The 23,545-nt window shown below is 59.7% G+C and carries 20 protein-coding genes; 10 read left to right on the top strand and 10 right to left on the bottom strand.

Translation table 11 applies throughout. The features are described 5' to 3' along the window. Position 1 precedes the first annotated feature (1 nt). Positions 2 to 2,524 carry a CS1-pili formation C-terminal domain-containing protein gene (locus HU727_RS06800; protein ID WP_186530271.1) on the bottom strand — a complete coding sequence of 841 codons (2,523 nt, stop codon included), beginning with the start codon at positions 2,522 to 2,524 and terminating at the stop codon, positions 2 to 4. 109 nt (positions 2,525 to 2,633) lie between these two features. Further along, on the bottom strand, positions 2,634 to 3,125 hold the full coding sequence (locus HU727_RS06795) for a CS1 type fimbrial major subunit (RefSeq protein WP_186530273.1): 492 nt from the start codon (positions 3,123 to 3,125) through the stop codon (positions 2,634 to 2,636). A gap of 497 nt (positions 3,126 to 3,622) precedes the next feature. Here HU727_RS06795 and HU727_RS06790 point away from each other — a divergent pair, with 497 nt between their 5' ends. Continuing rightward, positions 3,623 to 4,204 (top strand): PadR family transcriptional regulator, encoded by a 582-nt coding sequence (locus HU727_RS06790; protein WP_186530275.1) that lies wholly within the window; start codon positions 3,623 to 3,625, stop codon positions 4,202 to 4,204. Next, positions 4,201 to 4,986 carry a siderophore-interacting protein gene (locus tag HU727_RS06785; protein ID WP_186530277.1) on the top strand — a complete coding sequence of 262 codons (786 nt, stop codon included), beginning with the start codon at positions 4,201 to 4,203 and terminating at the stop codon, positions 4,984 to 4,986. The genes HU727_RS06790 and HU727_RS06785 overlap by 4 nt, the downstream gene beginning before the upstream one ends. Positions 4,987 to 5,081: 95 nt before the next feature. Here HU727_RS06785 and HU727_RS06780 read toward each other — a convergent pair whose 3' ends face one another. Both HU727_RS06780 and HU727_RS06775 read right to left on the bottom strand, forming a co-directional pair. Then, the gene (locus HU727_RS06780; RefSeq protein WP_186530279.1) at positions 5,082 to 5,711 is read right to left on the bottom strand and encodes a Pr6Pr family membrane protein; all 630 of its coding nucleotides are present in this window, start codon (positions 5,709 to 5,711) and stop codon (positions 5,082 to 5,084) included. A gap of 1 nt (position 5,712) precedes the next feature. After that, entirely contained in the window at positions 5,713 to 5,943 is a 231-nt protein-coding gene (locus tag HU727_RS06775) for a VF530 family protein (RefSeq protein WP_186530281.1), read from the bottom strand. A gap of 300 nt (positions 5,944 to 6,243) precedes the next feature. Between HU727_RS06775 and HU727_RS06770 the strand changes: the two genes are divergently transcribed. The 8 genes from HU727_RS06770 (at position 6,244) to cmoB (ending at position 16,454) form a co-directional block, all read left to right on the top strand. Then, a complete protein-coding gene (locus HU727_RS06770; RefSeq protein ID WP_186530283.1) occupies positions 6,244 to 7,605 on the top strand; it encodes a carbohydrate porin in 1,362 nt (453 codons plus the stop codon). A gap of 223 nt (positions 7,606 to 7,828) precedes the next feature. Further along, on the top strand, positions 7,829 to 10,240 hold the full coding sequence (locus HU727_RS06765; protein WP_186530285.1) for a glucose/quinate/shikimate family membrane-bound PQQ-dependent dehydrogenase: 2,412 nt from the start codon (positions 7,829 to 7,831) through the stop codon (positions 10,238 to 10,240). 682 nt (positions 10,241 to 10,922) lie between these two features. Next, positions 10,923 to 13,337 (top strand): endopeptidase La, encoded by a 2,415-nt coding sequence (gene lon / locus HU727_RS06760; protein ID WP_225919806.1) that lies wholly within the window; start codon positions 10,923 to 10,925, stop codon positions 13,335 to 13,337. 214 nt (positions 13,338 to 13,551) lie between these two features. Beyond that, positions 13,552 to 13,944, top strand: a complete 393-nt coding sequence (locus HU727_RS06755) for a protease inhibitor I42 family protein (RefSeq protein ID WP_186530287.1) — start codon at positions 13,552 to 13,554, stop codon at positions 13,942 to 13,944. 164 nt (positions 13,945 to 14,108) lie between these two features. Further along, entirely contained in the window at positions 14,109 to 14,231 is a 123-nt protein-coding gene (locus HU727_RS25860) for a hypothetical protein (protein ID WP_264081975.1), read from the top strand. Positions 14,232 to 14,318: 87 nt separating this feature from the next. Next, a complete protein-coding gene (locus tag HU727_RS25685) occupies positions 14,319 to 14,603 on the top strand; it encodes a hypothetical protein (protein WP_225919805.1) in 285 nt (94 codons plus the stop codon). Between the two features lie 118 nt (positions 14,604 to 14,721). Then, positions 14,722 to 15,501 carry a carboxy-S-adenosyl-L-methionine synthase CmoA gene (gene cmoA, locus HU727_RS06745; protein WP_186530289.1) on the top strand — a complete coding sequence of 260 codons (780 nt, stop codon included), beginning with the start codon at positions 14,722 to 14,724 and terminating at the stop codon, positions 15,499 to 15,501. Further along, the gene (gene cmoB / locus HU727_RS06740; RefSeq protein ID WP_186530291.1) at positions 15,498 to 16,454 is read left to right on the top strand and encodes a tRNA 5-methoxyuridine(34)/uridine 5-oxyacetic acid(34) synthase CmoB; all 957 of its coding nucleotides are present in this window, start codon (positions 15,498 to 15,500) and stop codon (positions 16,452 to 16,454) included. The genes cmoA and cmoB overlap by 4 nt, the downstream gene beginning before the upstream one ends. A 167-nt stretch (positions 16,455 to 16,621) precedes the next feature. Here the strand turns inward: cmoB and tadA are convergent, their stop codons facing one another. The 6 genes from tadA to HU727_RS06710 all read right to left on the bottom strand — a co-directional run bounded on the left by tadA (position 16,622) and on the right by HU727_RS06710 (position 23,532). Beyond that, the gene (tadA, locus tag HU727_RS06735; protein WP_186530293.1) at positions 16,622 to 17,122 is read right to left on the bottom strand and encodes a tRNA adenosine(34) deaminase TadA; all 501 of its coding nucleotides are present in this window, start codon (positions 17,120 to 17,122) and stop codon (positions 16,622 to 16,624) included. After that, positions 17,122 to 18,498, bottom strand: coding sequence for a multicopper oxidase family protein (locus tag HU727_RS06730; RefSeq protein ID WP_186530295.1), 1,377 nt, complete (start codon positions 18,496 to 18,498; stop codon positions 17,122 to 17,124). Before HU727_RS06730 ends, tadA begins: the two co-directional genes overlap by 1 nt. A 330-nt stretch (positions 18,499 to 18,828) precedes the next feature. Further along, a complete protein-coding gene (guaA, locus tag HU727_RS06725; protein WP_186530297.1) occupies positions 18,829 to 20,406 on the bottom strand; it encodes a glutamine-hydrolyzing GMP synthase in 1,578 nt (525 codons plus the stop codon). A 99-nt stretch (positions 20,407 to 20,505) separates the two neighbouring features. Continuing rightward, positions 20,506 to 21,975, bottom strand: a complete 1,470-nt coding sequence (guaB, locus tag HU727_RS06720) for an IMP dehydrogenase (RefSeq protein WP_186530299.1) — start codon at positions 21,973 to 21,975, stop codon at positions 20,506 to 20,508. A 105-nt stretch (positions 21,976 to 22,080) separates the two neighbouring features. Beyond that, positions 22,081 to 22,629, bottom strand: coding sequence for a sugar ABC transporter ATPase (locus HU727_RS06715; RefSeq protein ID WP_186530301.1), 549 nt, complete (start codon positions 22,627 to 22,629; stop codon positions 22,081 to 22,083). Positions 22,630 to 22,764: 135 nt separating this feature from the next. Then, positions 22,765 to 23,532 (bottom strand): sulfite exporter TauE/SafE family protein, encoded by a 768-nt coding sequence (locus HU727_RS06710; RefSeq protein WP_186530302.1) that lies wholly within the window; start codon positions 23,530 to 23,532, stop codon positions 22,765 to 22,767. Positions 23,533 to 23,545 lie beyond the last annotated feature (13 nt).

Genomic DNA, 23,545 nt, shown 5'->3' with positions numbered 1-23,545 from the left:
TTCAACCCGCCTTCTGATCGGTGAGCGTGACATCGGCCAGGGTGTCCGGCGTGCACCGCAGGTCCCCGATCATCAACACGTTGTTTTCATTGCGGTGCCGACTGGCATCGAGACGGAATTGGCACAACAACTGATTGTCGTGGCGCACTTCCAGGGTCGGTGACCCGGCGTTCATTTCCATGGAAAAGAAACCATCGACTTCAGTGACCCCGCGACTCGCGTGGTTGATCACGTGATGGCCCTTTAGCGGTTGCCCCTGGGCATTGACCAGGCGGCCCAGCACGGTCAGGGTTTTCATCACCCGGATCTTGCGATACTCAACGCCACCCTTATTCAGGTGATAGCGCGTGCGCGCCGGTTCAATCGTGGCGGCAGGCACGCTGTTGCCCTCGAAATCGAAACCCACCGAGCTGTTCTGGTAGGCGGTGATCGGGATGAAGTTGCGCCCCGGCCGCAACGCCGCGCTGCCACCGCTGTAGTCATCGGCGCGCAAGACGACGTTATCGATGTCTGATTCCACGTCGACGATCATCCCTGCACCGCGCATTTCATGCAGACTGGTCAGCATCATTTTCTGACCGTCAACGACCAGGGTGCTGTCCACGTTCAGACCACCGGTGAAATTGCCGTTGTAAGACGAGCGCTGAATGAAGCCATCGCCATTGATCGCAGCGGTGCGAAAATTCGCCAGGCTGGACACGCCGACGCCATAAGTGTCGGTTAGCGCGGTCACCGAGACGTTTTGCAGCACATGACCTTCAAGGTTCTTGCGCCAGCCGAGAGAAGCGTTGTTATCGCGCCCGCCATCGCGATCGGTGCGCGAGCCGATGCTGCCGGTAATCTGCTGGCCCGGCGGACCCAGCGCCACGTTGATGCTCAGATCAACACCGCGGTTGCGCGCATCGCCACTGCTGTAGCTGCCTGGCCGGTCGAACACCGACAAACGCCAGTTGGCATCGCTGCCGAACAACACGGTGCGCTGGTTCCAGCCCAGGTCCAGGCCGACGCCTTCTGTATTGCCTTCGCTGTGAGACACACGGCCGTTGATCGAGCTTTTGCTGCTGATCCGGTGATTGAGCGCCAGTGAGGAATTGCTCGTCTGGCCGATGAAGACATTGCGTTGGCGCACCCGAGTGCCGTCCGGCAAGGTGTCATACAGATTAGTGGTGTCCAGCCAGCTGCGGTTATGGCTGATCACCAGGCTGCCAGCGCCATAGTTATAAAGGCTTTGCAGGTCCAGACCAGTGCCATAACCCTGCGTCTGGTAAACGTTGGCGTACAGGCTGATCTGATTGGCCAGCGTCCAGTCAATGGACGTCCCGAACTGCATCTTTTCGCGAATCTGGCGCGCCGACGCCCCGACAATCACGCGCGGGTGCATCAGGTAATTGACCGACGCCCCTGCGGTCGTACTGCCGCTGGCCTGTTGCTCCCAGTTGCTGAACAGCTTGCTCTCTTCGCCCGCGAACAGGTTGTAGCGCCAGCGCTCATCGAGATTGCGCCAGTTGTTGGGTTTGTAAATCAGCTCTTGGGTAGTGGACGTGATCTGGCCGTCTTCGATCAGGCGCACTTCCACTTCATAAATACCACCTGGCAGTGGTCGAGTGTCGAGGGTCTGCAAGCCGCTGGGTACCGACTGGGTGTTGATCAACAAACCGTCGCGATAGATTTCCACCGAGCCCTGGCGATTGGCCGTGACGTAGACCGGATAGACGCTCGGCATTGGCGTATTGATAGCCAGGCTGTCGGAGCTGCCGTACATGACACCGACAGCCGTATCAGGGCTGGTGCCAAACGTGCGGGGTTGACGGGTCAGCCCTTCGGAATTGGGGGTGAAATAACCCAGGCGAAAGAACGTGCCTTGCAGCTCGCGCTGGGTGTAAAGCTCATGTATTGCGTGATAAAGCTTGTCGTCCGGGCCACCGAGTCGGGCCACCTGCATGTTGAACGTCTGACTCCAGTTGCCCAGGCTGCCACTGGCTTCGAGCCCGAAGCGACCGCCCAGGTCCTGCTGTTGACCACCATTGAGATTGAGCTGGTTGCGCACCATCAGGCCACTGCTGCCGCCCAGGGGTTGCTCGAAATAACGCTTGGCTTCCAGGTCGCGCTCAGCGTTTTCGGTGAGGATCGAGACCAGCGAGTTCTCAAGGTTGTAGTGCACGGCCAGCACCTGGTCCGGGCAAGAACCAGTGCACGCGCCCAACGGCACGCCGGGTTTGAGATAACTGGCCCACTTCTCCCGCTCGGCCGGGCCGTAGCGGTTTTCGCTGGTATCGGTGAATTCAAGCAGCGTGATGCGATCATCACGGGACAACACCACCATGGCCTCCCCCAGCGGCTGCTGATCCAGTTCAACCCGCACTGCCAGCGGCACATCAAAAAAGTGCTCCTCGAAATCCGCCGGCAAGCCTTTGGCTTGAGCCAGTAAACTTCGCGGGGTATTAGCAACCGTTGCGGGCGCTGCAACTGCAGTGCTGCATAAAAGCAGGACAAGCGCAGCCGCGATGGGCGTCATCGGGAACATGAACACGTACTCTAATTGCCGATAGATTAAAGCCCGGCCGACAAACTAAGTGTTTGCCGACCGGTTACGTTACTTGGACAAGTAAGCGTTTCAGGTTTTGTCGAAACGCTTAAAGCGCGACAGGAGGAACGGCGTCCCACACGATAGCCACAGCGCCGGTGTAGTCACCCGGTGCGTGGTTCGTGCCAACGGCGCTGATGCGCAGCGGCGCGCGGAAGTTCACATCTGACTCTTGCTCACCGACAACCATTTGCGGCGTAGTGTTGAGCGAGACGCCGTTGAGTGCGACGGTCAGGTCAATTGTATTGGCGCCACCGTAGAGCCTGGCCGGGCCTTCAAGGCTGGCGTGAATCGAGCCGTTATTGTTGCGCACATCGAAAAAGCCAGTCACAGGCGACAAATTGATGTTGCCATTGGTCGGGCTCATGTCCTGATCCTTGCTGACCAGATCCGGATCTACGGGCATCACGTAGAACCCGTTTGTCGGAACAGTGGCTACCAGGCTGATGGAGTGACGGGCCTCCCCAGCGGCAAAAGCCATGGTAGAGCTCAGTGCCAGAATAGCCAATGGAGCAGTCATCGCGATTTTCTTGAACATCATTCAGTACCTGTTTTCATAAAAGGATCAGTTCATTGAAAGTTCAAGCAACAGCAACCAAAAAGGTTGAATTTGTTCAAACTTTCAACGCCGGGGCATGATCGGCTGTTCGTTCCGGAATGTAAGCAGGCAGTTTCCTATGAGCTTGTAGTTAAACAGCCCCGTGAGCGGAAAGAAAAAAGAACAAATAATCAAAATATAAAACAGCTACTGTAAGTTATTCCCTACATACAGTTTCATCTAAAAACCCATACAGCAACTCCACTCAATAATCATTGAACCTTGAAGCTTCTTAGAATATTAACTCCACTTAAAAATAGAGTAACAACTTTAATTAACCGAGCACTTGCTTGTAAAAAAAACAAGGCTTGGCATATCGATAAACCTTCCCCCGAAGGTACCTCCGCTCATCGACAAGCAGACGGGCGTGCACAAAATGGCTTGCAGAACACTTAAGATATATCTTACGTTGTATCTAAATACGACGAGAGAGAGCGCAAATGAGAGACCATCATTCCCCCCACCGCGAACACGGTGACGGCCGCGACGGCTTCGAGAAACGCCCTGGAACCGGCCGCGAACGGGGTGGACGCGGGCCGCGAGTATTTGCCCCCGGCGACCTGAAATTGCTGTTGCTGGCGCTGATCGCCGAGCAGCCGTGCCATGGCTATGACCTGATCCGCCAGATCGAAAGCATGTTCGACGGCGCCTACAGCCCCAGCCCCGGCGTGATTTACCCGACCCTGACCTTTCTGGAAGAAAGTGATCTGATCGCCGGCGACGCCGAGGGCGGCAAAAAACGTTACAGCGTGACCGACGCCGGTCGTTTGTCTTTGAGTGAGCAGGCCGTGGCGCTTGATGGCGTGCGCATGCGCATCGACGTCAGCAAGCGCTCGCTGCGTGGCCATGACCGCCCCGCCGAAATCCATGAAGCGGTGCACAACCTGCGCCATGCCTTGCAGATGCACCACGGACGCTGGAGCGCGGAAGAGATCCTGCGCGTGCGTGACCTGCTCAACAACACCGCCAAAGCCATCGTTGACGGCCCTGCCGTACAACCTGCCCCGGAGACCGCCGAATGACTGCAGTCGATACCCAAACCATTCACCGCGTGATGCATGAAATCAAACGCCGCAAGCTTGAAGTGTTACGCGTTACCAACCTGACGCCGCGCATGCGCCGCATCACCCTCGGCGGCCCGGAGCTGGCCGGGTTCATCAGCCTGGGCAGCGACGATCACGTCAAACTGTTTTTCCCGCAGTCCGCCGAGCAGACGGCCGCGCTGGAAACGCTGCAACTGGGCGCTGGCAAGGACAACGGCCCGCTGCCCGAGATGCGTGACTACACGCCGCGTCGTTATGATCTGGAAAAACTGGAGCTGGACATCGATTTCGTCCTGCACGGCGATGGCCCTGCCTCGACGTGGGCGGAACAGGCACAGCCCGGGCAATTCCTGCACATCGGCGGGCCACGGGGCTCGATGATCGTGCCGGACATCTTCGACAGCTATCTGCTGATCGGCGACGAAACCGCCCTCCCCGCCATCGCCCGCCGCCTCGAAGGCCTGGCGGCCAATCGCAAGGCGCTGGTGGTCATCGAAGTGGAAAACGGCGCCGAGCAACAAGTGCTCGACAGCGCGGCGCAGGTCCATGTGATTTGGGTATTGCGCGAGGGCGGCCAGAACAACCTGTTGACCACCGTTAAACAATTGCAGATACCCAAGGGCGATCTGTATGCGTGGGTGGCGACGGAGACCCGGGTGTCGCGGCAGATTCGCCGGGTGCTGATTGATGAGCACGGGCTGGATGAGCAGTTCATCAAGGCTGTGGGCTATTGGCGCGCTGAAGGTTCTGAAGAGGAGTAAATCCGGGAATCAAAAAGATCGCAGCCTTCGGCAGCTCCTGCATTTGGATTGCATTTCAGCTGTAGGAGCTGCCGAAGGCTGCGATCTTTTGGTCGTTACCGCCGAAATCGGTCGAGACCAATCACCAACAATCCAATCACCACAAACCCCACCAAGATTCCCCCGGCATTCACTAGCACCTGTGGATAACCCAACACCGCGACATCAATGAACGGATACGCATACGCGCCCAACAGATGCCCGCGCAGCAAGGCGTAGATGAAATACACCAGCGGATAGATCAGCCACACCGGCAGGTGCCACACACGCAACGTGCCTTTGGGAACGCAGCACCACCAATAACCGAGAAACAGCAGCGGCATCACGTCGTGGAGCAACTCGTCGGCGATGAACTGCCAGCCTTCGGGGTGCCACAAGTGCCGCAGCAAAAGGCTGTAGGCCAGGCCGACCACAGTAATACTCACCGCAACGCCACTGCTCACCCACGGCTGCAAAAACCAGCGCCGCGCAGCCGATTCGCGCCTGCTCACGGCACAGGTCAGCACGGTGGCCACCAGCGTATTGGTTAATATGGTGAAGTAGCTGAAGTAGCTCACCAGGCCGCCCAACAGGCTGGCGCCAACACTCCATCGCGCAACGAAAATCAGGTACAGCTGAATCGTCAGCCCCGTCCAGCCCAACACGGCCATGAACGTGATCAGGCGCTGGCGCCACATTGCGTCCATTTCAGAGCGGTCGCTTGGTGCGCATCAGCTTCACGTACAGGCGCTCGACTTTTTCCCGCGCCCACGGAGTTTTACGCAGGAAGGTCAGGCTCGACTTGATGCTCGGATCGCTCTTGAAACAACGGATGTCGATGCGTTCGGCCAGGCCCGACCATTCGTAGTGGCTCACTAGCGCATTGAGGATCTGTTCGAGGGTCACGCCATGCAGCGGATCGGGGGATTGTTCGTTCATGCCGGGCCTTTGGGCGAAGTGAAATCACAGAAGCCGCGCACCTTAGCCGAGGGGCTGACCGGGTGGAAGGCCTGTCTTCAAATGTAGGCCAACCCGGGAAGATCGCAGGCTATGACCTCCCCCACAATGCGCCCGTTTGCCGCACTGTTACCGATTGCGAAACGCTGCATGTCTGTAAAAGCCCTTTCTCAATTTGTTACAGATCATTATCCTGCCGCCCTTCCGCTGAAACGCTTCACTGCCTGCGACAACTTGAAGCGCTCGGCTTGCACCCGAAAAACATCAAAAAAAGACTGATCAATGCCTGATTTTTCCTTCTCCCGAGACAGCGCTATCTCTGCCCTGCGCACCCTTGGCGGCTGCACCGCCCTTGGCCTCGCCACTTGCGCCCAGGCGGCGCCGGCTTTCGACAGTGAATCACCGTGGATGCTCGGTGACTGGAACGGGACACGCAGCGAACTCGCGGAAAAAGGCTACGACTTCAAACTGGATTACACCGGTGAAATGGGCAGCAACCTGCACGGCGGCTACGACCACGATCGCACCGCACGCTACAGCGACCAGTTCGGCCTTGGCACCCACCTGGATCTGCAGAAGATCCTCGGCTGGGACGACGCCGAGTTTCAACTGACCCTCACCAAGCGCAGCGGCAACAACATCAGCAACGACCGCATCAATGACCCGCGCGTGGGTGGCTTCACGTCGGCCCAGGAAGTCTGGGGCCGTGGCCAGACCACACGCCTGACGCAAATGTGGTATCAGCAGAAATTCTTCGATCAGAAGCTCGACATCAAGGTCGGCCGTTTCGGTGAAGGCGAAGATTTCAACAGCTTCCCCTGCGACTTCCAGAACCTGGCGTTCTGCGGCTCGCAGGTCGGCAACTGGGTCGGCGGCATCTGGTACAACTGGCCGGTCAGCCAGTGGGCGCTACGTGTCAAATATCACCTGACGCCTGAACTGTACGCACAGGTCGGCGCCTATGAGCAGAACCCGTCCAACCTGGACCGTGGCAACGGTTTCAAGCTCAGCGGCAGCGGCACCCAGGGTGCGATCCTGCCGGTCGAACTGGTGTGGACGCCGAAGCTCAACGGCCTGCCCGGTGAATACCGCGCCGGCTATTACTACAGCAATGCCAAGGCCACTGACGTTTACAAGGATCACAACGGGCAGCCGGCGGCTCTCAGCGGCGAAGCCTACCGCAGCGCTTCGAGCAAGCACGGCGTGTGGCTGGGCGTTCAGCAGCAAATCACCAGCGTGGCCAGCGACAACTCCCGTGGTTTGAGCCTGTTCGCCAACGCCACGATGCACGACAAGAAAACCAACGCCATCGACAACTACGTGCAGGCCGGCCTGACCTACAAAGGCCCGTTCGATGCCCGCGCCAAGGATGACATCGGTTTCGCCCTCGCCCGCGTGCACGTCAACCCGGCCTATCGCAAAAACGCCGAAGCGAGCAATCGCGCCAACGCCGTGTACGACTACGACGATCCTGCGTTTCTGCCGCCGCAAGACACCGAATACAGCGCCGAACTCTATTACGGCGTGCACGTGACCAACTGGCTGACCGTGCGCCCGAACCTGCAATACATCCGCCACCCTGGTGGCGTGAACGACGTCGACGACGCCCTGATCGGCGGGATCAAGATCCAGTCGTCGTTCTAAAGAACCGCAAAAGCACCTGGTGGAAGCTGGCTTGCCAGCGATAGCAATCTGTCTGGTGATTTCAGTGTTGGATATGAGATCGCCAGCGCTGGCAAGCCAGCTCCCACAGGAATGATGCATTTCGTTAGCCGAACAAGTTTTTATCTGAACCATGCCTGCGCCAAATCGTCATCTAAAGTGACTACAGCGCGGGACTACATAAAACGTCACGGAGAATCACATTATGAGCACCGAAAGTGCTTCGAGTCGGGGCCGTCTGATGCCGGGCCTGCTCGGCATCCTGCTTCTACTGATGGGCCTGGCCATGCTGGCCGGGGGAGTCAAGCTGAGCACGCTCGGCGGCTCGCTCTACTACCTGCTGGCCGGTACCGGCGTCGCGCTGACCGGCCTTCTGCTGTTGATGCGCCGACGCGCGGCGCTGGGCCTGTACGCCATCGTGCTGTTCGCCAGCACCGCGTGGGCCTTGTGGGAAGTCGGTCTGGACTGGTGGCAACTGGTGCCGCGTCTGGCGCTGTGGTTTGTCCTCGGCTTCGTGATGCTGCTGCCGTGGTTCCGTCGTCCGCTGCTGCTCAACGGCCCGGCCAAAATGGGCACCGGCGGTCTGACCGTGGCGGTGATCCTGGCCGGCGTGACCGCGTTGGCCAGCCTGTTCACCCACCCGGGCGAAACCTTCGGCGAACTGGGCCGCGACACGGCAGACATGACCAGCACCGCGCCGGCCATGCCGGATGGCGACTGGCAGGCTTACGGTCGTACCGAATTCGGTGACCGCTACTCGCCGCTCAAGCAGATCACCCCGCAGAACGTCGGCAAGCTGCAAGAAGCCTGGCGCATCCAGACCGGCGACCTGCCGACTGCGGATGACCCGGTTGAGCTGACCAACGAAAACACCCCGCTCAAAGCCAACGGCATGATCTACGCCTGCACCGCGCACAGCAAAGTGCTGGCTCTGGACCCCGACACCGGCAAGGAACTGTGGCGCTTTGATCCGCAGATCAAGAGCCCGGTCGGCTTCAAGGGCTTTGCCCACATGACCTGCCGTGGCGTGTCGTACTACGACGAAGCCGCTTATGCCAAGTCTGAAAACGCAGCCTCCGCCGTGATTTCCGAAGCTGGCCAAGCGGTTGCCCAGGCCTGCCCGCGTCGCCTGTACCTGCCAACCGCTGATGCGCGCCTGATCGCGTTGAATGCCGACACCGGCAAGATCTGCGAAGGCTTCGGCAACAACGGCGTGGTCGATCTGACCCAAGGCATCGGCCCGTTCACCGCCGGCGGCTACTACTCCACCTCGCCAGCGGCGATTACCCGTGATCTGGTGATCATGGGCGGTCACGTCACCGACAACGAATCGACCAACGAGCCGTCGGGCGTGATCCGCGCCTTCGACGTGCGCGACGGTCACCTCGTCTGGAACTGGGACAGCGACAAGCCGGACGCCACCGAACCTCTGGCCCCGGGCGAAACCTACAGCCGCAACTCGGCGAACATGTGGTCGCTGGCCAGCGTCGATGAAAAACTCGGCATGGTTTATCTGCCACTGGGCAACCAGACTCCCGACCAGTGGGGCGGCAACCGCACCCCGGGCGCCGAGAAATTCAGCGCCGGTATCGTCGCGCTGGACCTGGCCACCGGTAAAGTGCGCTGGAACTACCAGTTCACCCACCACGACCTGTGGGACATGGACGTGGGCAGCCAGCCAACGCTGCTCGACATGAAAACCGCCGACGGCGTGAAACCTGCGCTGATCGCTCCGACCAAACAGGGCAGCCTGTACGTCCTTGACCGTCGCGACGGCACGCCGATCATTCCGATCAAGGAAATCCCGGTTCCGCAGGGCGCCGTCAAAGGCGACCGCACTGCACCGACCCAGGCCCGTTCGGACCTCAACCTGCTGGGCCCGGATCTGACCGAAAAAGCCATGTGGGGCGCGACCCCGTTCGACCAGATGCTGTGCCGCATCCAGTTCAAGGAACTGCGTTATGAAGGCCAGTACACCCCGCCATCGGAACAGGGCAGCCTGATCTACCCGGGCAACGTCGGCGTGTTCAACTGGGGCGGCGTCTCGGTCGACCCGGTTCGCCAGATGCTGTTCACCAGCCCGAACTACATGGCTTTCGTGTCGAAAATGGTCCCACGCGAGCAAGTCGAAGCCGGCAGCAAACGCGAGAGTGAAACCTCGGGCGTGCAGCCAAACACCGGCGCGCCTTATGCGGTGATCATGCACCCGTTCATGTCGCCACTGGGCGTACCGTGCCAGGCCCCGGCCTGGGGCTACGTCGCCGGCATCGACCTGACCACCGGCAAAGTCGTGTGGAAACGCAAAAACGGCACCAGCCGCGACAGCTCGCCGATCCCGATCGGCTTCACCCTTGGCGTGCCAAGCATGGGCGGTTCGATCGTCACTGCAGGCGGCGTCGGCTTCCTCAGCGGCACCCTTGACCAGTACCTGCGTGCGTACGACGTCAACACCGGTGAAGAGCTGTGGAAATCGCGTCTGCCAGCTGGTGGCCAGGCCACCCCGATGACCTACACCGGCAAGGACGGCAAGCAATACGTCCTGCTCGTGGTCGGCGGCCACGGCTCGCTGGGCACCAAAATGGGTGACTACATCATTGCGTACAAACTGCCGGAATAAGTTTTAGCTGGCGGTATGAAAAAGGCGATGTCCCGTGAGGGACATCGCCTTTTTTGTGCACGCAATTTGGCAAACGCCGGAAAAACCTGCGGGAGCGGGCTTGCCCGCGAAGGCGTCAGCACATTCAGTCTTTGTGTCTCCTAATACACCGCCTTCGCGAGCAGGCTCGCTCCTACAGAAAAGCAAAACAACGCAGCACCCCGCGGCGAAGCCGCCCCAACTCAACACAATGAGCGCAAGCTCGAGTAGCTTTTGATCCTGGAGCCCGTCGGCAGGCTGAGTGGAGGCATTGATCCGGGCGTGGGAGCGCAGCGACCGTACGACACAGTCGTACACAGCGAGTGTAGGTGCAGCGAAGCAAACCGGAGCCGCTGCGCCAGGATCGATCCCGGGGCGAAGGAACCCCAAGCGTTAGCGAGCGGGCCGAACGTCAGGGCAAAGCCTTTTGGGTTACCTTTTTGGCGTTTGAAAAAGGTGACTCGCCGCAAGGGCGAAACCGCCAGCCGCCACACCCAAAAAAACGGATATCCACCCAAAACCCCAAGTACCTGGCCGGCCCACAGGCCGCCAAGGTTAAAAACCTGTCCAACCCCTGAACACACAAGCAGAAACACACCCGCCCCATTGAAACCACCCATCCCCTGCCCCATCTAAGACCCATACCCCATTGCGCAGGTGCCCCATGACCGACCAGCAAGATCGCCCGGACAACCACGACGATTACGAAAACGACCACATCGAACACACCTCCTCCGGCACCGGCCTGGCGCTGCCCGGGCAAAACCTGCCGGACAAGGTCTACATCATCCCGATCCACAATCGCCCGTTCTTCCCGGCGCAGGTCCTGCCGGTCATCGTCAACGAAGAACCGTGGGCCGAAACCCTCGAACTGGTCAGCAAATCCGAACACCACTCCCTGGGCCTGTTCTTCATGGACACCCCCCAGGAAGACCCGCGCCACTTCGACACCGGCGCTCTTCCCGAATACGGCACGCTGGTCAAGGTTCACCACGCCAGCCGCGAGAACGGCAAACTGCAGTTCGTCGCCCAGGGCCTGAGCCGCGTACGCATCAAGACCTGGCTCAAACATCACCGCCCGCCGTATCTGGTCGAAGTCGAATACCCGCATCAGCCCACCGAGCCGACCGACGAGGTCAAGGCCTACGGCATGGCGCTGATCAATGCGATCAAGGAACTTCTGCCGCTCAACCCGCTGTACAGCGAAGAGCTGAAGAACTACCTCAACCGCTTCAGCCCCAACGACCCGTCGCCGCTGACCGACTTCGCCGCCGCCCTCACGTCGGCCACCGGCCCCGAGCTTCAGGAAGTGCTCGACTGCGTGCCGATGCTCAAGCGCATGGAAAAAGTTCTGCCGATGCTGCGCAAGGAAGTCGAAGTCGCACGCCTGCAAAAAGAGATTTCTGCCGAAGTTAACCGCAAGATCGGTGAGCATCAGCGCGAGTTCTTCCTCAAGGAACAACTCAAGGTCATTCAGCAGGAACTCGGCCTGACCAAGGACGACCGCAGCGCCGACCTCGAACAGTTCCAGCAGCGCCTCGAAGGCAAAACCTTGCCGGCGCAGGTGCAGAAGCGGCTCGAAGAGGAAATGAACAAACTGTCGATCCTTGAAACCGGATCGCCGGAATACGCCGTCACCCGCAACTACCTCGACTGGGCGACTTCGGTGCCATGGGGCGTGTACGGCGCGGACAAACTCGACCTCAAACACGCGCGCAAGATCCTCGACAAGCACCACGCAGGCCTGGACGACATCAAGGACCGCATCCTCGAGTTCCTCGCCGTTGGCGCTTACAAAGGTGAGATCAGCGGCTCGATCGTACTGCTGGTCGGCCCCCCGGGCGTGGGTAAAACCAGCGTTGGTAAATCCATCGCCGAATCCCTCGGCCGGCCGTTCTACCGCTTCAGCGTTGGCGGCATGCGCGATGAAGCCGAAATCAAGGGCCACCGCCGCACCTACATCGGCGCGCAGCCGGGCAAACTCGTGCAGGCGCTCAAAGACGTCGAAGTGATGAACCCGGTGATCATGCTCGACGAGATCGACAAGATGGGCCAAAGCTACCAGGGCGACCCGGCCTCGGCGCTGCTGGAAACCCTGGATCCGGAACAGAACGTCGAATTCCTCGACCACTACCTCGACCTGCGCATGGACTTGTCGAAAGTCCTGTTCGTCTGCACCGCCAACACCCTTGATTCAATCCCCGGCCCGTTGCTTGACCGCATGGAAGTGATTCGCCTGTCGGGTTATATCACCGAAGAAAAGGTCGCCATCGCCAAGCGTCACCTGTGGCCGAAACTGTTGGAGAAGGCTGGCGTATCCAAAGGCAGCTTGAGCATCAACGACAGTGCACTCAAAGCCCTGATCGACGGTTACGCCCGTGAAGCCGGCGTGCGTCAGCTGGAAAAGCAAATGGGCAAACTGGTGCGCAAAGCGGTCATGAAGCTGATTGAAGACCCTAAAGCGGTAATCAAACTCGGGCCGAAAGACCTCGAGGCGTCGCTGGGCCATCCGGTCTTCCGCAACGAACAAGTGCTCTCTGGCACCGGCGTGATCACCGGTCTTGCTTGGACCAGCATGGGCGGCGCGACTTTGCCGATCGAAGCTACACGGATTCACACGCTCAACCGTGGCTTCAAGCTGACCGGGCAACTGGGCGATGTGATGAAGGAATCCGCAGAGATCGCCTACAGCTACGTCAGCTCGCACCTCAAGCAGTTCGGCGGCGACGCGAAGTTTTTCGATGAAGCCTTCGTTCACCTGCACGTCCCTGAAGGCGCGACGCCGAAGGACGGCCCAAGCGCCGGCGTGACCATGGCCAGCGCGTTGCTGTCACTGGCGCGTAATCAACCGCCGAAGAAAGGCGTGGCAATGACTGGCGAGCTGACGCTGACCGGGCATGTGTTGCCAATTGGCGGGGTGCGCGAAAAAGTGATCGCGGCGCGGCGGCAGAAGATATTCGAGCTGATCCTGCCTGAGCCGAACCGGGGTAATTTCGAGGAGTTGCCGGACTATCTGAAGGAAGGGATTACCGTGCACTTCGCCAAGCGCTTTGCGGATGTGGCGAAGGTGCTCTTCTGATATTTCTGTAGCACTTGGTCTATCGCTTTCGCGAGCAGGCTCGCTCCCATAGGGTTTTGCAGTGGACACACAAATTGTCGACACTGCTGACCACTGTGGGAGCGAGCCTGCTCGCGAAGGCAGCAGTCCTGACGGCGCCAATCCCGATCGTCACACTTTCCCTAATCTTCAGTTATGCTCGCCGTTCGTCGTAAACGCCGGAGCCGCTGATCTTATGTCCCCCACCCGCCTGTTTCTTCCCCTCGCCCTTTCCTTGCTGGCCGCCTGCGCCACGCAACCGAAACACAACGTGACCGTGGAAAAGCAAAGCGAATGCCCCGTGCAGCTCACCACCGGGCAAAACCTCATCATCATGCTGCCCAGCAACCCGACCACCGGCTACCGCTGGGCGATTCAGGATTCGGCGGGCGGCGTGTTGCGCGCGCTCAGTCCCGAGGTTTACAGCAATCCGGAAGATGCCGGCGTGGTCGGTGCGGCAGGCGTTTCGACCTGGCGCTTCCAGGCCTTCGCTCCCGGCGCCGGGCGTTTGCGCCTGACCTCGCAACAACCTTGGGCGCCGGAAGTGCTGCCAGTGGAAACTTTCGACTGCGCCATTTCGGTGAAGTGAGCGAGGGGCGGCTGACTTTCGCGCTGGCGCAATAACCAATAAACGCTGAATCCATATCGAAACATTATAAAAAACTGTCAGATCTGACAGTGGCTTAGTTATTTAGCCCTCCCTACTATTTCATGGCGTTTCCCAACCCACCATGTAATACAAGGATGAATCTCATGAGCTTCTTCAAAAGCAAAAATTCAATCTCTGCCAACACTGCAGAACCCACCATCACAGTCAGTGCTGAAACACATGCAACGGTGTCTGACCGCGTGCAATTCGAGAGCCAAATTGTCTAATACCAAGCCGACCCCAATAGCAGCCTGATCGCATTGGTGACTCGGGCGAATACACAAGATTATTCGCATCGAACAAAAAAGGGTCTGGTGCTTGTATTTGATAAGGCGATTAAATCCGGCACTTATTCCGTAGGCGATCCAGGGTTCCCTTTTGAACATGCCTATTACTTTGAAACGGGCACTTTCCCTGGCTTTACTACCTCATTCTCTTATGAAGCGAAAAGCGGGAGCTTCACAGTAGAAGCCATCGAGGTGACTTTAGAAAAACTGCATTACCGGATCGGCTTCGATTTCAAGGGTGTCGACAACCGCGATCGAGAACTGAAAATTTCCGGCAAATCCACTTACATCGTATTACTGCAACCTCGGTAATCCGCGTTAAAATGATGAATGACCAGGCTCGATCTCAGAGCCGGGTCATTCAGCTTTCCTCATTGGCTTTCCCGCGTTTTATCAGCAACCCAAGCATCCGCGCCCTACTTTGGCTAAAATGCCGGCCTTTTCTTCGACACCGCCGGACGCCACCGTGAGCAAAGAACCCGATCGCCTATTCGCCCAGCCTTTGGCCCAGGTGCCTGACTTCGCTTTCAACGAAGACGTGGTGCGAGTGTTCCCGGACATGATCAAGCGCTCGGTGCCGGGTTATCCGACCATCGTCGAAAACCTCGGCGTGCTCGCCGCGCAATTCGCCCAGCCGAACAGCGTGCTTTATGACCTCGGTTCCTCGCTCGGCGCGGTGACTCAGGCATTGCGCCGCCATGTGCGCACCGACGGTTGCCGGGTGATCGCTGTGGATAACTCGGCGGCCATGGTCGAGCGTTGCCGGGAATACCTCAACGGTCAGGATTCGATGTTTCAGGAGTTGCTGCCGGTTGAAGTGATTGAAGGCGATATCCTCGCGCTGGCGTTTCAACCCGCCTCGGTCGTCGCGCTGAACTTCACCCTGCAGTTCATCGCCCCGGATCAGCGCACCGCGTTGCTGTCGCGCATTCGCCAGTCGTTGTTGCCCGGTGGCGCGCTGATTCTTTCGGAGAAACTGCGCTTCAACGATGCCGAAGAACACGCGCTGCTCACCGACTTGCACGTGGCCTTCAAACGCGCCAACGGCTACAGCGAACTGGAAATTGCCCAGAAGCGCAGCGCCATCGAAAACGTCATGAAGCCCGACAGCCTCGAAGAACACCGCGAACGCCTGCTGGCGGCCGGATTCTCGAAAGTCGTGCCGTGGTTCCAGTGTCTTAACTTTGCCTCGTTGATTGCCTTGCCATGATTGACCTGTCCCCCCTCGCCCGCCGTCTGGCCGGTACACCGCTGGCCGAATGGGCCAACACCCTGCAGGCGCAACTCGACAAGAAAATGGAGAAAGGCCACGGCGATCTGGAGCGCTGGCAAAGTGCGCTGGACGCCCTGCCGAAGATTCAGCCAAGCGAAGTCGATCTGCTCAACGGCCTCAAACTCGACACCGATTGTGACGACGTGACTCGTGCACAGATGCGCACCGCACTGATGGGCCTGTCGCCATGGCGCAAGGGGCCGTTCGACCTGTTCGGCGTGCACGTCGACACCGAATGGCGCTCGGACTGGAAATGGTCACGCGTGTCGCCGCACCTGAATTTGCAGGGAAAGCGCATCCTCGATGTCGGCTGCGGCAATGGCTACTACATGTGGCGCATGCTCGGCGCCGGTGCGGACAGCGTGATCGGCGTCGATCCGAACTGGCTGTTCTTCTGCCAGTTCCAGGCCGTGCAGCGTTACCTGTCCGAGCCGAACGCCTGGCACCTGCCGTTCCCGTTCGAAGACCTGCCGGCGAATCTGGAAGGCTTCGACACGGTGTTTTCCATGGGTGTGTTCTATCACCGCCGCTCACCGATCGAGCATTTGCTGGCGCTGAAGGATTGCCTGATCAAGGGTGGCGAACTGGTGCTGGAAACGCTGGTGGTCGAAGGCGATAAGCATCAGGTGCTGGTGCCGGAAGATCGCTACGCGCAAATGCGCAACGTCTGGTTCCTGCCGTCGGTGCCGGCGCTGGAGTTGTGGTTGCGACGTGCCGGGTTCACTGACATTCGTTGCGTGGATGTCAGCACCACGACGGTCGAGGAACAGCGCGGCACTGAGTGGATGAAGTATCAGTCGTTGAGCGATTTTCTTGATCCCGAGGATCACAGCAAAACGATCGAAGGCCTGCCGGCACCGATGCGCGCGGTGATCGTCGCGAAGAAGTAAGCGTAGTTCCCCGGACATCGCGGTGAGCCTACCCCTCACCCCAGCCCTCTCCCCAGGGAGAGGGAGCAGATCTCTGAGCTTTTCAAAATTTGCATTCGACTCGGAGTCTCAGGTCGGCGGACTTCACCCATTCAACTCGGTCCGTCCCCTCTCCCTCTGGGAGAGGGTTAGGGTGAGGGGCTTTTGGCGCGTCTGGCGCGGAAAAATTCGGTCAACACCGCGCCGCACTCCTCCGCCAGCACCCCGCCTTCATACAACACCCGGTGATTCAAAAACCCCTGGGTAAAAAATTGCCCCTGGCTTTGCACGATCCCGGCTTTGGGTTCCAGCGCGCCGTACACCACCCGCGCCACCCGTGAATGCACGATCAGCCCGGCGCACATGCTGCACGGCTCGAGCGTTACATACAGCGTGCTGCCCGGCAGGCGATAGTTATCCATCGCCTGCGCCGCCGCGCGGATCGCGACCATTTCCGCGTGGGCGCTTGGGTCGCTGGTACTGATCGGGCAATTGAAGCCGCGACCGATGATGGCGCCGTCCTGCACCAGCACCGCGCCCACCGGTACTTCGCCAAGCGCAGCGCCCTCTGCGGCGAGGGTCAGGGCTTCATGCATGAAATCGCGGTCGCAGCTGCGGTCGATGATCGCCGCCGGGCGAATCTGGCGCATCACTTCACCTCGATCGCGGCCATCAGGCCGGTTTCCATGTGGTCGATGACATGGCAGTGGAACATCCACACCCCGGGGTTATCCGCCACCAACGCCACTTGCGCACGCTCGTTCTTGCCCAGCAGATAGGTGTCGGTGAAGTATGGAACGACTTTGTGCCGGTTCGACGCAATCACCTTGAAGCTCATGCCGTGCAGGTGAATCGGGTGCTGATACTGGGTCATGTTCTTCAATTCGAAAATGTAACTCTGCCCGAGTTTGAGGCTGGCGATCGGCCGATCGGCACAAGTCTTGTCGGTGATGTCCCAGGCCTTGCCGTTGATCTGCCACAGGCTCGGCGGCTTGCCGTTTTCTGTATTCACGGACACCGAGCCGACCCATTCGAAATTGAAGTTGAGTTTCTCGGCATTGGCCAGGTCCGGTTCGGCCACCGGGTTGGCCGGCAACGCTTTCGGCCAATCGGTCGGCGCATCGCTGTTGGCCACCGAACGCAACGTGCCCAGTCGCACCGGGCCGTTGCGCAGCGACAGTTCTTCACCGGCCGCTGGTGCCTTGATCGCCAGGCAAATGCGCATGCCCGGGCCGAGCCAGTATTCCTTGCCCAACGGCCGTGGCTCGACCGGGTTGCCATCCAGCGCGTAGATCTTCGCTTCGACGCCAGGAATGTTAATGCGATAGGTCAGGGTGTTATCGAGGTTGAGCAAGCGCACCCGGGTGATCTGCCCGGCCGGCAAGTCGATCACCGGCAACGACACGCCATTGATAGACGAAAGGCGGCCTGCTGTACCTCCACGGGCCGCTTCGCGGGGGATGCTGAACTCGACGAACTGGCCTTGCTCATCAATGTGCCAATTCTTCAGGCTCAGGGTCTTCTCGTACTTGAAACCGGTGGGCTCACGCTCTTCGATGATCAGCGGCCCGACCAGCCCGCGACCGAGTTCCTCGCTGCTGCTGACGTGCGGGTGATACCAGTAGCTGCCGGCGTCTGGAACGCGGAATTTGTAGTCGAAATATTCACCCGGCAGTACCGGCAGTTGCGACACGTAGGGCACGCCGTCCATTTCCAGCGGCAAGCGGATGCCGTGCCAGTGAATGGTGGTCGGCACCGGCAAGTGGTTGATGAAGCGTACCCGCAGCCATTCACCCTGGCGCACTCGCAATTCCGTGCCCGGCGCTGACGGGCCGAACGCCCAGGCTTGGGTCTTGTGCCCCGGAACCAACTCCACATCCAGGGGCGCTGCGATCAGTTCATAGTCGTGTCCGGCCTCGGCGTCGGCCATCTTGCCCAGCCAGTAACGCGACGCGCCTCCCGCGCCCACACCAACGACAACAAGACCGGCCAGGCCACCGAGGATTTGGCGACGGGTAAAGGACATGAACTCAACTACCTCACGAATCAGCGACAGAACCCGAGGGATCCGCAAAAAGGCGAATACGATACACCCGCAATTGCGAAACAGTAAGGGCGACCTGAAGCCGCACGTCTTGTCGAGACTTGAGTGTGCACCCCGGCGGATCTGATTTGTTCCGAATATCTTTGATCACGGGAGTCTTCGCTGACCGTTGAGAAAACAGCTCTGCCTCGGAGCTTTCAGCATCACAAATAAAAATGCCAGTCAGCAAAACTGACTGGCATTTTTCATGAGCCTTTGTGTGCGCCTTTGAAGCAAGCGCCTAGCGGGAACCGGACAAGCCGGCTTCCTGCGTCATTCCCACTCAATCGTCGCTGGCGGCTTGCTCGACACGTCGTAGGTGACGCGCGAAATGCCTTCGATTTCATTGATGATGCGGCCGGACACGGTTTCCAGCAGTTCGTAAGGCAGGTGTGCCCAACGTGCGGTCATGAAGTCGATGGTTTCCACGGCGCGCAGGGCCACGACCCAGGCGTAACGACGGCCGTCGCCGACCACGCCGACCGATTTCACTGGCTGGAACACCACGAACGCCTGGCTGACTTTGTGATACCAGTCGGCCTTGCGCAGTTCTTCAATGAAGATGTGGTCGGCACGACGCAGCAGGTCGGCGTATTCCTTTTTCACTTCACCGAGGATCCGCACGCCCAGGCCCGGGCCCGGGAACGGGTGGCGGTAGACCATGTCGTACGGCAGGCCCAGTTCCAGACCCAGACGACGGACTTCGTCCTTGAACAGTTCGCGCAACGGCTCGACCAGTTTCAGGTTCATTTCTTCCGGCAGGCCGCCCACGTTGTGGTGCGACTTGATCACGTGGGCCTTGCCGCTTTTCGCGCCAGCCGACTCGATCACGTCCGGGTAGATGGTGCCCTGAGCGAGGTATTTGATGTTTTCCAGTTTGTTGGACTGGGCATCGAATACGTCGATGAAGGTGCGACCGATGATTTTGCGCTTCTTCTCCGGGTCGGCTTCGCCGGCCAGGTTATTGAGGAACTGATCTTCGGCGTTGGCGCGAATCACTTTGACGCCCATGTTCTCGGCGAACATGGCCATCACCTGCTCGCCTTCGTGCAGACGCAGCAGGCCGTTGTCGACGAAGACGCAGGTCAACTGGTCGCCGATGGCTTTGTGCAGCAATGCCGCAACCACCGAGGAATCGACGCCGCCGGACAGGCCCAGCAATACGTTGTCGGTGCCGACCTGGGCACGGATGTTGGCGATGGCGTCTTCAGCGATCTTCGACGGCGTCCACAGGGCTTCACAGCCGCAGATGTCGAGAACGAAGCGCGACAGGATGCGACCGCCCTGCTTGGTGTGGGTCACTTCCGGATGGAACTGCACGCCGTAGTAAGCACGGTCGTCGTTGAACATGCCGGCGATCGGGCAGCTCGGGGTGCTGGCCAGAATGTGGAAGTCTTCCGGCATCCTGGTGACCTTGTCACCGTGGCTCATCCACACGTCGAGGCCGAACAGGCCGTCGGCGTCGATGTGGTCTTCGATGCCGTCGAGCAGACGGCTCTTGCCGACCACGTCAACCCGGGCGTAACCGAACTCACGCAGTTCGGAACCTTCAACCTTGCCGCCCAGTTGCTCGGCCATGGTTTGCATGCCGTAGCAGATACCGAAGACCGGAACGCCCAGATCGAAGACAGCCTGCGGGCAGCGCGGGCTGTTGGCTTCGTGCACGGACTCGGGGCCGCCGGCGAGGATGACGCCTTTGGGCGCGAATTCGCGGATCGCATCTTCGTCCATGTCGAACGGGTGCAGTTCGCAGTACACACCGATCTCGCGCACGCGGCGGGCGATCAGTTGGGTGTATTGCGAGCCGAAGTCGAGGATCAGGATGCGGTGAGCGTGAATGTCGAGGGCCATGATTCAGTCTCGTCTAAGTAATTCAGAAACAGTCGTGATTCAGAAACAACTCGGGGCTGAATAAAACAGCCCCGGTTGCTTAATGATTTGCTGGAAGCTTCAACCTACGCGGTAGTTTGGCGCTTCTTTGGTGATCTGCACGTCGTGAACGTGGGACTCGGCCATGCCGGCACCGGTGATCCGCACGAATTCAGGCTTGGTGCGCATTTCTTCGATGTCGGCGCTGCCGGTGTAACCCATCGAGGAACGCAGGCCGCCCATCAACTGGTGAATGATCGCGCTCAGGGTGCCCTTGTAAGGCACACGGCCTTCGATGCCTTCCGGAACGAGCTTCTCGGCGCCTGCCGAGGAGTCCTGGAAGTAGCGGTCGGAAGAGCCCTGGGCCTGGGACATGGCGCCCAGCGAACCCATGCCGCGATAAGCCTTGTACGAACGGCCCTGGAACAGTTCGATCTCGCCCGGCGCTTCTTCGGTACCGGCGAACATCGAGCCCATCATCACGCAGGAGGCACCGGCGACGATGGCCTTGGACAGGTCACCGGAGAAGCGGATACCGCCGTCGGCGATCAACGGCACGCCGGTGCCTTCGAGGGCAGCGGCGACGTTGGCGATGGCACTGATTTGCGGCACGCCGACACCGGCGACGATACGGGTGGTGCAGATCGAGCCAGGACCGATACCGACCTTGACCGCATCGGCGCCTGCTTCGGCCAGGGCCTTGGCGGCTGCGCCGGTGGCGATGTTGCCGCCGATCACCTGCACTTCAGGGAAATTCTCTTTGACCCAGCGAACACGATCGATCACACCTTTGGAGTGACCGTGCGCGGTGTCGACCACCACCACGTCCACACCGGCATTGACCAGAGCGGTCACGCGATCGCCAGTGTCCTTGCCGGTACCGACAGCCGCGCCAACGCGCAGACGACCTTGATCGTCCTTGCTGGCCAGCGGGTAGGCTTTGGCTTTTTCGATGTCGTTGACGGTCATCATGCCTTTGAGGGCGAATTTGTCATCGACGATCAGCACGCGCTCGATGCGGTGCTTGTGCAGCAGTTCGCGGACGTCGTTCTTGTCGGCGCCTTCCTTGACGGTGACCAGACGCTCTTTAGGCGTCATCACTTCGCGGACGGTGGCTTCCAGACGGTTTTCGAAACGCACGTCACGGGAGGTGACGATGCCGACCAGGTCGCCATCGTGCAGCACCGGAACGCCGGAGATGTTGTGCAGTCGGGTCAGTTCGAACAGATCACGCACCGTGGCATCGGCCTCGATGGTGATGGGATCCTTGACCACACCGGCTTCGAACTTCTTGACCTTGCGCACTTCGGCAGCTTGCTGCTCGATGGTCATGTTCTTGTGGATAATGCCGATGCCACCTTCCTGAGCCATGGCGATTGCCAGACGGGCTTCAGTGACGGTGTCCATTGCAGCAGAAACCAGAGGAATATTCAGTTCGATGCCACGGGTAAGACGGGTCTTCAGACTGACTTCGTTGGGAAGCACCTCGGAATAACCGGGCACTAAAAGAATGTCGTCGAATGTCAGAGCTTCTTGGCTGATACGCAGCATCGCGGGGGCTCCCGAGCGGGAAAATGGAAGCGCGCCATTATAGTCAGACACCCCCTGCTGTTCAATGTAAAACTCAGCCTAATTGATAGATGGAAAACCCCGGCCCTACAGCTCCACCTTGACCCACGAGACAGGTTGATCGAGCCAATCGGCGAACTCGTCGATAAAGCTCTGCTTGAAGCCCGCTTCCAGCCAGTTGTTGAAGATGAAGCCCAGGTTGGAGAACGCGCATTCCTGCAAAAAGAGGAAGCCGTTGATGTCGTCTTCATGCCCGCATTCGGGGCAGGTGAAATTGTCGGTGCGGCCCGGCATCCAGTCTTCGAGACTTTCGAACAGCGCCTCGCCCACTTCCCGCCGACATTCGGCGCAACCGGCCTCTTCGAGAAAACCCTTTGCCGGGGTGTAGATGCAGCGTTTGGTGACGATCTCCAGACCATTGATCGGCTTGCCGAACGGCAACGCCTCGGGGTGCAACACCACGGCTCGGGCGCCGTCGGCGATCGCATGAGCCATGCGGTTACCGGTGCGCCCGCAGGTGCTCAGTTCTTCTTCGATGATGTTCTTGCGCACCAGCCAGCGCACAATCGCCCGCGCCCGGGGTTCGTGGACCGGCAGGGTGGAGATTTTCGGGACGATGATGCTTTGCGAGTTCATGGAGAATCCTGCGGTGGGGCTGCTGACGCCTTCGCGAGCAGGCTCGCTCCCACATTAGAATGCAGTCCCTGTGGGAGCGAGCCTGCTCGCGAAGGGTCCGTGAAGGCCGGCAGCTTAATCCCTGAAAAAATCCGGTCAAGTGCTGAAATAACGGACGATCAATGCAATCCCGCTCGCCAGCACCAGCCAGGTCACCAACCTTACAAACGCCTCGCGCGACAAACGCAGGGTCAGCCGCCGCCCGACCCACAACCCCAGCGCCATCGCTGGCAGCAGACACAGCGCCAGCATCAACAAGGGTAGCTCGGCGTACACGCCGGCGATGACGAACAGGCTCAAACGCACCACGGTGCTGCAACTGATCAATGCACTTTGTGTAGCCCGAGCCGCTTCCTTGGGCAGGCGACTGTTCAAATAGATCGCATACAGAAAGCCGCCACTGCCGAACAACGCACCGAACATCCCGCCCACCGTGCCCATCGGCACTGCCCACGCCGCCGACAATTGTGTTGGCCGGGCCTTTACCCACAAGCTGTAAACCGCATATGCGCTGATAAACAGCCCCATCAACAAAAGCAAGAGATCGGATTTCAGGTTCAGCAGGAAGATCACCCCCAACGTGCAACCGATCGCCATGCACGGCAGCAGCCTGAGCAATTCCGGCTTGGCTACGTCCCGTCGTGACGGCAGCAGATTGCCGAACGCCGCGACGAAATCCAGCAGCACCAGCAACGGCACAATCTTCGAAAGCGGCATAAACAGAATCAGAATCGGCCCCGCCACCAGCGCCGTGCCGAATCCGGCAATGCCAAACACGATATAGGCCAGCGCGATCGCCAGCCCGATCGCCGCCCACCCGCCGACGCCCCACGACCACGCCCCCAGCAACTCCATTACGTTCATCGGTCCGCATCCT

This window comes from Pseudomonas khorasanensis, assembly GCF_014268505.2.
Lineage (GTDB): Bacteria > Pseudomonadota > Gammaproteobacteria > Pseudomonadales > Pseudomonadaceae > Aquipseudomonas > Aquipseudomonas khorasanensis.
Note: the sequence above shows the minus strand (reverse complement) of the source record. Positions and strands in the feature narration are given on the sequence as shown.